A 10,634-nucleotide genomic window follows, 5' to 3' on the forward strand; every position below is an offset into this window, starting at 1 on the left:
ACGATATGGCTGGGATGCAAAAGCAACTGCACGTGCTGGCTTACTTCATGACTTGTTTTACTATGATTGGAGAACCACAAAATTTGATGAAGGTACTCATGCTTATGTTCATCCACGGATGGCTTGTGAAAATGCCAAGAAGATAACTGAACTGAGCGAGTTGGAATGCGATATTATCATTAAACACATGTGGTTAGCAACTGTAGCTTTACCTAAGTATAAAGAAAGCTATGTTGTTACTTTTGTTGATAAATACTGTGCAGTAAAAGAAGTCGCTGTGCCATTATCAAATAAAGTCCATCATCGAATGAAAAATATTTTAGCACGATTTAAACCAGCAGAAGCTTAAATTAAACCAGTAAATATAGAACTAGGACCACTTCAAAGTTTAAAGCTTGAAGTGGCCTTTTATTAGATCTTATTTTAGATAAAAGAATCATTTTTTCCAATATACGACAAATGCATCAAATAAAGTAGGACAAATAAAAAAATTAAGGTATAATACAAAAAGTGAAAAATATCAACAAACATATCACTTACTATTGATAACCAAAAGTGATATAATACGACAAAAGAGGTGAATAAACACAATGACAGTAAAAGATGTGAATCAAGAGATCAGCTGTGAAACTAGGCAAAGAGAAATTTGTCCAAAGTTCGAACACACTTTTTCTATTTTAGGGAAAAAATGGATGGGTCTAATCATCGATGTATTGTTAGAAGGCCCTCAACGTTTTAAAGATATTGCAGCAACTATCCCCAATGTTAGTGATCGTGTATTAGTAGAACGCTTAAAAGAGTTGGAACAAGAAGGATTAGTAACACGGACAGTAGATCCAAAAGCAACAATGCGTGTTGCCTACAGTTTGACTAAAAAAGGTGAAGATTTAAGATCAGTGATGTATGAAATACAAAATTGGGCGGATGAATGGGTCTGCGAAAAGAAAGGTTAATTTTTCGAACAAGCCTTGACTCTCTCTCTCCAGTTGGGTAGACTAAGTATGAAGCAAAATAATAGGGTAAATAAAAACGATGACGGAAAAAAGTAATTTGGACTTGATTAGTTAAGAGAGCAAATGCCACGGGTTGAAAGCATTTGTCTAATCGACCAGATGAAGGTTCACTTCCTGAGTTGACTTTGGGAGTTACGTTTGACGTAATGAAAAAAGTTCCGGTATACACCGTTATGTAATCAAGTGTGGATTTAGTTTCTGTAAATTCAAACAAGGGTGGTACCGCGAATCGAAGCCTCGTCCCTTTTAGGGATAAGGCTTTTTTTGTGTCCAAAAATAGCAACAAAAACAGATAAAATAAAGCAGTAAAAGAAGGAGAAGAAGCATGCAGATAAAAGATAAATTAGATACATTAAAAAAAGAAGCATTGGAAAAAATTTCAACAGCTGCAGAGTTGACGAAATTGGATCAAGTGCGTATCGCTTATTTAGGCAAAAAAGGTCCCATTACTGAAATTCTTCGAGGAATGAAAGATCTTTCAGCTGAAGAACGGCCAGTCGTCGGCTCGATTGCTAATGAAATCCGGGACGCCATTGCCGTTGCGATAGAGGATCGAAAAAGTGTATTAGAAATGGAAAATTTATCAGTATGGGCTATCAAATCATTGAGGGGCCTGAAGTAGAAGAAGACAGTTATAATTTCGAGCGGATGAATTTGCCGAAAAATCACCCAGCTCGTGATATGCAAGACACTTTCTATATTACTGATGACATTTTATTGCGGACGCATACCTCTCCGGTACAAGCAAGAACAATGGACACACATGATTTTTCTAGAGGCCCGCTAAAAATGATTAGTCCTGGGAAAGTTTATCGGCGCGACAGTGACGACGCGACTCACTCACACCAATTCCATCAAATCGAAGGTTTAGTTATTTCAAAAGGCGTAACAATGGCAGACTTAAAAGGTACCTTGGAAGTTTTTGCGAAAAAATTGTTTGGTGTAGAACGTGAAATCCGATTGCGTCCTAGCTACTTCCCTTTTACTGAACCTTCTGTTGAAGTTGATGTCAGTTGTTTTAAATGTGGTGGAAAAGGCTGTAACGTCTGCAAGCACACAGGTTGGATCGAAATACTGGGTGCCGGAATGGTTCACCCGAATGTATTGGAAATGTCAGGAATTGATGCAGCTGAATACAGCGGATTTGCGTTTGGTTTAGGACCAGACCGTGTGGCAATGTTGAAATATGGGATTGATGATATCCGTCATTTTTATCAAAATGATATCCGGTTTTTAAATCAATTCAAAGTAAAGGAGTAGAATGATGAACGTATCTTATCAGTGGTTAAAAGAATATTTAGACTTAACAGATATTGCACCTGAGGAACTGGCAGACAAGATGTCTCGTACAGGTATTGAAGTTGAAGATGTGGCTATTCCAGAAACAGGCTTGAAAAAAATTGTAGTAGGCTATACTGCAGAAGTAGTAGATCATCCCGATTCGGATCATTTGCATGTTTGCCAAGTCGACATCGGCGAATCAGAATTGTCGCAAATCGTATGTGGAGCACCGAATATTGCTGCTGGACAAAAAGTCATTGTAGCTTTACCCGGCTCAAGAATCACCGGCAACGTTAAAATCAAAAAAGGCAAAATGCGTGGACAAGTTTCAAATGGCATGATCTGTTCTTTGGAAGAGCTGGGTTATTCTGAAAAAGTGATACCGAAACAATACGCGGAAGGGATTTACGTTTTGCCGGCAGAAGCTGTTCCGGGAGAAAGTGTGTTTCCTTATTTGGCAATGGACGATGCCATTTTAGAATTGTCGATCACACCTAATCGAGCAGATGCTTTAAGTATGCATGGAGTAGCTCATGAAGTGGGAGCAATCTACAATCAAAAACCTCATTTCAAAACGTATCATTTGACAGAAGCGGCGGATGAAAAAGTTGAGGATTATATTAAAGTAGCTGTTGAAAACAACTTAGACACACCAAGTTATACCATTCGAGTGATTAAAAACGTAAAAGTAGAAGAAAGTCCATTATGGTTACAAACGAAATTAATGAATGCTGGAATTCGTCCGTTGAACAATGTCGTGGATATTACCAACTATATCTTATTAGAATATGGACAACCATTGCATGCCTTTGACTATGATCGATTACATTCCAAAGAAATTTTGGTTCGCCGAGCTGAAAAAGGTGAAGTATTAACAACGTTAGATGGAAAAGAACGCAACTTGTCTTCTGAAAATATTGTGATTACTAATGGTGAAAAACCAGTTGCTTTAGCCGGAGTCATGGGCGGAATGGATTCAGAAATTCAAGAAGACACTATAAATGTCGCACTTGAAGCAGCTTTATTCGATCCGATCGCCATTCGCAAAACGGCGAAAGAATTTAATTTGCGCAGCGAATCTAGTTCACGTTATGAAAAAGGAATCAATCATGCGGCCATCACAACAGCCGGAGACCACGCAGCTGCTTTGATAGCAGAGTTAGCAGGTGGCACGGTAGTATCAGGACGAGCTTTTGAAAGCACTCTTGAAGTGAAAGATGCGCTAGTTAGCATTACATTGGAAAAATTGAATCGCTCGTTGGGAACTGAAATTACGACTGAAGAAGTGCTGGCAATTTTCGATCGACTTGGATTTAAAGCAACTGAAATAAACGGGTTGTTTGAAGTAGCTGTCCCGCCGCGCCGATGGGATATTTCAATTGAAGCTGATTTGGTAGAAGAAGTAGCACGTATTTATGGCTACGATCATTTACCGGCAACTTTACCAGTATCGGAAGCTATCCCAGGAGGATTAAACGACAAACAACGTTTAGTACGTCATACAAGACATTATTTGGAAGGTGCCGGATTGTCTCAAGCGATCAGCTACGTTTTGACAACTTCTGAGAAAGCTCAGCAATTTATGATGCGCAAAAGCGATACGACTCGTGTAGAATGGCCAATGAGTGAAGATCACAGTACACTGCGGATGAATTTGATCAGTGGTTTACTAGATAATACGAGCTACAATAGTGCACGCAAAAATACAAATGTTGCGCTCTATGAGATTGGTCATGTTTTTTATAAAGAGGAAGATCGTATACTGCCTTTAGAAGAGGAACATTTAGCTGGTGTTTTAACAGGTTCTTTAGTGAACGATAATTGGCAAGGAAAAGCAGCTAAAGTGAATTTCTTTGATATGAAAGGAATTCTTGAAGGATTATTTGCGACGTATGGATTAACTGATCCTGTATCTTTTGTGGCGGATAGTGACCGTGAAGGCATGCATCCTGGACGTACTGCAACCATTTATCTTGGCGAAGAAGAAATCGGCTTTGCAGGACAAATCCATCCTTTAAGAGCGAAAGCATATGAATTGAAAGAAACTTACGCATTTGAACTGAATCTTCAAGCTATCGCAGATGCAGCGAAACATCCGACGATTTATGCTGGTATTCCAAAATATCCAGGAATGACACGGGATGTGGCCTTATTAGTGGATGAAACCGTAACGAATCAAGAATTGACCGAATTGATCCTTGAAAAAGGTGGGAAATATTTAACAAATGTACGGCTATTTGATATTTACCAAGGAGATAATATTGAAACAGGTAAAAAATCTCTTGCTTACACATTGTCTTATTTAAATCCAATAGATACGCTAGTTGAAGAGGAAGTTACTAAGGCATTTGAGAAGGTAATCAAAGCTTTAATAGAAACGTATCAAGTGGTAGTCAGATAAGAAAGAGCAATAGCAAAAAAAGGCTTTGTGCTACTGACAAAGCCTTTTTTTGCTTGCTTTCATAGTACAAATAGAATTTGCATAAAAAAGATAGCCGTCATAAAATGATTATGGTAAGCTAGTGAAATCTATTCTCGAATTGAACAAGAGAATAAAGGAGGCAGAAAATGAATGAAGGACATTTAAAAAAAGAAGTAACGGGTTTGACCGCTTTAACGGTAGTAGTCGGGACAGTTATTGGAGCAGGTATTTTTTTCAAACCAACAGCGGTCAGCAGCGCAACAGGAGCTCCTGGACTAAGTTTGCTTGCTTGGCTTATTGGTGGAATCATTACGATCGCAGGAGGGTTAACTGTTGCAGAAATAGGAACCATTTATCCTGAAACCGGCGGAATGATGATTTATTTAGAAAAAGTATATGGACGCTGGCTTGGCTTTTTAGTCGGCTGGGCTCAAATGATCGTTTATTATCCAGCCAATATCGGTGCTTTAGCTATTATATTTGCAACACAGGTCGGCAGTTTATTTTTATTATCAGATCAGTACATTGTTCCTATTGCCATTGTGACAGCTATCTTTGTGATGGCCATCAATTTTATGGGAACCAAATATAGTGGGCGGATTCAAACTACGGCAACTATTTTAAAGTTGATTCCAATCGCTGTCATTATTGTAGCGGGTTTATGTTATCCGGGAGGAGTTTAGGTTCTGCACTGGTAGCGACGCTATTTGCTTATGACGGCTGGATCAATGTAGGAGCATTAGCAGGAGAAATGAAAAATCCTGCTAAAATGCTGCCTAGAGTGATTGTAGGAGGGCTGTCAATCGTAATGGCAGTTTACTTAATGATCAACGTCGCTTATTTATTCGTCTTGGATAGTTCACAACTTGCGGCTACTGAGACACCTGCTGCTTTAGTTGCTGCGCATTTATTCGGCGGCATCGGAGGAAAGCTAGTAACCGCGGGGATCTTGATTTCTGTCTTTGGCGGTATGAACGGCTATGCTATTTCAGGCATCCGTATCCCTTATGTACTGGCCACTCAAAAATTATTACCGTTTAGTCGGTGGTTCAGTAAAATAAGTCCAAAAACCAATATACCTATAAATGGCGGACTGGTTATCTTGGTTATTTCCATAGTGATGATTTTAACGGGACAGTTTAATCAATTAACAGATTTGATTATTTTTGTCATTTGGATATTTATTACGTTGACTTTTATAGCTGTCCTGATATTGCGCAAAACGCAGCCAGATATAGAACGGCCTTATCGAGTGCCATTTTATCCAGTCATTCCTTTGATTGCTATCTTTGGCGGCTTTTACATCATCGTCAATACCCTCATTGTGCAGCCGCAAAATGCATTTTTAGGTTTGATTTTAACTTTAGCAGGTATTCCAATTTATTTATCTTGCAGTAAAAGAAAGGACTAAAAATAAAGCTGAGGCATCTTAATCTCAGCTTTATTTTTCTGTTCTTTTTTGTTAGAACCTAAATTAATTTGAAAAACCAGCAATTTTTTTAGCTTTTTCGGTATTAGCAAAATGAAGCTTAGCGTATTTTCCCAATAAAGGTAAGCCGCCCCTTTTTAATAACTTAGCAGCCACTAAATCAACATTGCTTCCTGCTCCGGAAGGAATTTTCAGCTTAGCTTCAGCTGTTAATTCATCTAAACTTTTTAAAAATGCATAACGAGCAATAATAGAAGCTGCAGCAACAGCAAGGTGATGGCCTTCGCCTTTAGTTTGAAAGTAAACAGCATCTTTGATTTTCTGCGGCTGGTCTTGAATGTGTTTAAAATAAGTAGCGGGTAATTCAAATTGATCAATTAAAATTGCATCTGGTGTAGCTGGTTGGATCTTCATCATCACATGACCTATAGCTTGATTATGAAGAACAGCTTTCATTTTTCCTTGAGTCATAGTTGGCTGGATAGCGTTGTATTTTTGCGGCATGACATTGAGCAAGCTATACGGTAAAAAAGTAATCAGGTCTTTTGCGACTGTTATGATTTCAGCATCTTTCATATCTTTTGAGTCACGGACACCTAATTCTTTCAATAAAGGCAGTTGTGACTGATCAACATAGGCAGCTACTACCGATAAAGGTCCAAAATAGCTGCCATTACCAACTTCATCACTGCCAATAACCGACCAATTGCGAAATCCTACTGGTAGAGGGGTATTAAGTGAAGAACCGTTACTGCTGCTTTTTTTTGTTGGTTTATTCATTGCTTTACTTGCCCAAAGAGCTGCTTCCTGTTGTGCTGAATGACCTTGAAACAAAACTTTTCCAGAGTTGTAAGCAGTGATGTTGACCGCTGCTTTTTTTGCAGCAAAATTACCTCCAGGCGGAGTAGATGATTTTAAGTAGTTTTGATAATAATTTTTCATTTCTTTTAAAATTTTAGGTGAAACTGTTAAAACTTCATTTGCCATATTGACTTTCCTTTCATATAACGTAGTGCCATAATTTCTGTTTAAACGTATTTTTCAACTGTTGTTTCTAATCGGTTGATTGAATTCTATCTGTTAAGCCTGAAGTTAGAAAACAGATAATCCCTTTGGCTATTTTTAGGATAAGAGCGGAATAAGTTAAGCTGATTCGTTAAATTCTTAGTCGAATTTGTCTTCTCAGCACGTGGCTTATTATAGCATATGCAGGTTATCTGCGGAGTGAACAAAGCAGTTTTAAGGCAAAATAAGAAGAATTAAAAAGTTCTCTTACTGGAAATGAAAAAAGATACCTGAAAAAAGTGTCACTCCTTAGTCTTTCATGGTAAAATAAAGGAAATGTAATTTTTAGGAGGGGTCGCAATGTCTCAAGGTAAAATTCGTTATAAAGCAACCATTGCAGGAAAATCCTACACGATCATTGGTGCAAGACCTGAAGCACATTTAAAAATGGTAGCCGAGACGGTAGATGAGCAGATGCGTCAAATCGAAAATTTGTCTAAGGATTTAGATCCAGAAAGACGTGCTGTATTAGCAGCTGTTAATGCGGTTTCTGATCAATACGAAATGCAGATAAAATTGGCGAAATTAGAGAAAAAAGTAGACGAATTAGAGTCTCAGTTAAAACAAATTCAGAACTAAAAACGCAGGTCTTCTGATTGAAAAGGGTGGAAAAATGATCATGTCAATAGCAATAATAATTATCTTAGCACTAGGGATCTATGGCGGGGCTAGAAGAGGATTAGTTCTGCAACTTGTAATGACGATTGGTTATGCAGTTTCTTATGTTGTAGCTGCCCAATACTATAAAATATTGGGTTCGCATTTAGAGTTGCTGATACCATATCCTGCAGCCTCTGAAGGGAGTCAATTCCAATTTTATAATCAAGCAATAGGATTCAATCTGGATCATGCTTTTTATAACGGCGTTGCCTTTCTGTTGATTTTATTCATCGGATGGCTTATAACACGGTTTATTGGCGGGTTGTTGAACTCATTAACGTTTATACCGGTGTTAAAACAAGTAAATACAGTAGGAGGAGCTTTGTTAGCCTTTCTGGTGACTTATGTAGGCGTCTTTTTAGTATTGACTGTATTAACCATGTTGCCAATTGATTCGATCCAATCAGCTTTCAGTCATAGTCGAGTAGCTCAAATGATTGTAGAAAATACACCTATTTTTTCAAAACAAATTTATAATTGGTGGATCGAAACAGTTATTTAACAGAGATACTACAGTGATTAAAATAAGATAATCAAGAAATCGTTCTTCAATGTTTTAAGGACGGTTTCTTAGTATGTAACGATAAACTATTTTTAAATAGAGGTGAATAGAATGAATAAGAAAATATTTCAAACATTGGAGTTCACTAAAATCATCCAAGCATTAGCTCGTTTTACGGCTTCTGAATTAGGAAAAGAACAAGCAATGGAATTGAAGCCTTCTACTTCTTTGTCGGATATTGAAAAATGGCAAGATGAAACAGAAGACGGAGCCACTATTTTACGTATACGCGGCGGTATGCCGATTCCTAAACTGCAAAATGTTCAACCTCATTTAAAACGCTTGGAAATCGGGGCAGCCTTAAATGGTTTAGAAATAGCTCAAATTGGGAGAATATTGCGCACAACTTCAGAGGTAAATCGTTTTTTTGAAACGTTAAAAGAAGCAGGAATCGAATTGAATACTCTTTATCAATTAGCAGGGAATTTCGTTACTACACCTCAGTTAAACCAACGAATACGTGAATCAGTTGAAGAAGACGGACATGTATTGGATGATGCTAGCGCAACATTAAAAGGTATTCGAACAGGAATCAAACGTGGGGAAAACGCGATCCGTGAAAAATTAGATAGTTTGATTCGCGGAAAAAGCGCCCAATATTTGACCGATGCAGTTGTTACGATGCGAAATGACCGCTATGTTATTCCTGTAAAGCCTGAACACCGGAATCGTTTTGGCGGGGTTGTTCATGATCAAAGTTCGACGGGACAAACGTTGTTTATTGAACCACAAGCTGTTGTAGATTTAAATAACCGATTGCGTCAGTTGCAAATCGAGGAGCGGCAAGAAATTGAACGCATTTTAGCTGAATTATCAAATGAAATTGCACCATATGGCAATGAGATTTTGAATAATATGTTTTTACTTGGAAAATTGGATTTTATTGGAGCAAAAGCGAGTTATGGTAAAAGCATTGAAGCAACTCGGCCGGTAATCAGTGAAACCAATGAAGTTAGATTGCTGAGTGCACGTCACCCAATGTTGGATCCTGCTGTTGTGGTAGCCAATGACATCTTAATAGGCGGCGATTACCAAGCTATTGTGATCACTGGTCCGAATACAGGCGGGAAAACCATTATTTTAAAAACTTTAGGCTTATTGCAATTAATGGGACAAGCAGGTTTGCAGCTGCCAGTAGCAGAAGGCAGTCAAATGGGCTTATTTACCGAAGTCTTTGCTGATATTGGTGATGAACAGTCAATTGAACAGAGCCTAAGTACCTTTTCTTCGCATATGACCAATATTGTTTCAATTTTAGATAAAATTGATGAAAAGAGTTTAGTGATTTTAGATGAATTAGGAGCCGGCACAGATCCTCAAGAAGGAGCAGCATTAGCGATAGCCATCTTAGATCAGATCGGAGCAATTGGAAGTTATGTGATGGTCACTTCTCATTATCCTGAACTAAAAGCCTATGGGTACAATCGTCCTGCAACCATTAATGCTAGTATGGAGTTCAATGTAGACACATTAAGTCCGACTTATCGTTTATTGATCGGGGTACCGGGACGCAGTAATGCTTTTGAAATATCTAAACGGTTGGGTTTGAAGACAGAAATCATTGATTCAGCTAGTCAATTGATTGATAGTGAGAGTCAAGACTTAAATGAAATGATCAGTGATTTAGAAAATCGACGAAAAATGGCAGAAACAGAATACCTTGAAGTTCGTCATTATGTCACGGAAGCAGAACAGCTTTATGTGGATTTGCAAACAGCTGTTCAACAATTTTATGGCGAACGTGAGGATTTATTAAAAAAAGCGCGTGAAAAAGCCAATACAATTGTTGAGGAAACAGAAGAAGAAGCAAATAAGATCATTACTGATTTACGTAAAAAGCAATTGGAAATGCCTTATGGGAATGCGATCAAAGAGCATGAATTAATCGATGCTAAAACACATCTTGCTCAGATGCGGCATGAAGAAGCATTAGCTAAAAATAAAGTTTTAAAAAAAGCGAAAAAACAGCAGAATTTTAAAGTCGGCGATGATGTTCAAGTGACGTCTTTTGGACAAAAAGGCGTCTTATTGGAAAAAGCCGACAATAATCAGTGGGTCGTTCAAATGGGGATGCTGAAAATGAAAATCAAAGAAAGTGATTTGACCGTAGTAGCTCCTGAAAAAGAACCGTCCCGCCGAATGTCAGCTACTGTCCAATCGGCTTCCTCTAGTCATGTTTCCCCTCAGCTAGATTTACGGGGC

General features: G+C 38.2%; 7 protein-coding genes, 2 pseudogenes and 1 other annotated feature. Of the genes and pseudogenes, 8 read left to right on the forward strand and 1 reads right to left on the reverse strand.

The window, feature by feature from the left end:
- The 5 genes and pseudogenes from RT405_RS09915 to RT405_RS09935 form a co-directional block, all read left to right on the forward strand.
- A partial coding sequence (locus tag RT405_RS09915) for a hydrolase (RefSeq protein WP_313469427.1) occupies positions 1-349 on the forward strand: 349 nt, incomplete at its 5' end.
- Positions 350-590: 241 nt separating this feature from the next.
- Positions 591-953, forward strand: coding sequence for a helix-turn-helix domain-containing protein (locus tag RT405_RS09920; RefSeq protein WP_313469428.1), 363 nt, complete (start codon positions 591-593; stop codon positions 951-953).
- 70 nt (positions 954-1,023) lie between these two features.
- Positions 1,024-1,261: a binding site (T-box leader), on the forward strand.
- Between the two features lie 77 nt (positions 1,262-1,338).
- Positions 1,339-2,273, forward strand: a pseudogene (gene pheS / locus RT405_RS09925) (phenylalanine--tRNA ligase subunit alpha).
- Between the two features lie 4 nt (positions 2,274-2,277).
- Complete coding sequence (gene pheT / locus RT405_RS09930; protein ID WP_313469429.1) at positions 2,278-4,695, forward strand: phenylalanine--tRNA ligase subunit beta; 2,418 nt, start codon at positions 2,278-2,280, stop codon at positions 4,693-4,695.
- A 167-nt stretch (positions 4,696-4,862) separates the two neighbouring features.
- Positions 4,863-6,127: pseudogene (locus RT405_RS09935) on the forward strand (APC family permease).
- A 63-nt stretch (positions 6,128-6,190) separates the two neighbouring features.
- Here RT405_RS09935 and rnhC read toward each other — a convergent pair.
- Complete coding sequence (gene rnhC, locus RT405_RS09940; protein WP_313469430.1) at positions 6,191-7,132, reverse strand: ribonuclease HIII; 942 nt, start codon at positions 7,130-7,132, stop codon at positions 6,191-6,193.
- Between the two features lie 378 nt (positions 7,133-7,510).
- Here rnhC and RT405_RS09945 point away from each other — a divergent pair, with 378 nt between their 5' ends.
- The 3 genes from RT405_RS09945 to RT405_RS09955 all read left to right on the forward strand — a co-directional run.
- Positions 7,511-7,789, forward strand: coding sequence for a cell division protein ZapA (locus RT405_RS09945; protein WP_313469431.1), 279 nt, complete (start codon positions 7,511-7,513; stop codon positions 7,787-7,789).
- A gap of 37 nt (positions 7,790-7,826) precedes the next feature.
- The gene (locus tag RT405_RS09950) at positions 7,827-8,372 is read left to right on the forward strand and encodes a CvpA family protein (RefSeq protein WP_313469438.1); all 546 of its coding nucleotides are present in this window, start codon (positions 7,827-7,829) and stop codon (positions 8,370-8,372) included.
- A gap of 111 nt (positions 8,373-8,483) precedes the next feature.
- Positions 8,484-10,634: endonuclease MutS2 (locus RT405_RS09955; protein ID WP_313469432.1), on the forward strand; the 2,151-nt coding region annotated here is incomplete at its 3' end.

This window comes from Carnobacterium sp., from assembly GCF_032094055.1.
In the GTDB taxonomy this organism is placed as follows: Bacteria; Bacillota; Bacilli; order Lactobacillales; family Carnobacteriaceae; genus Carnobacterium_A.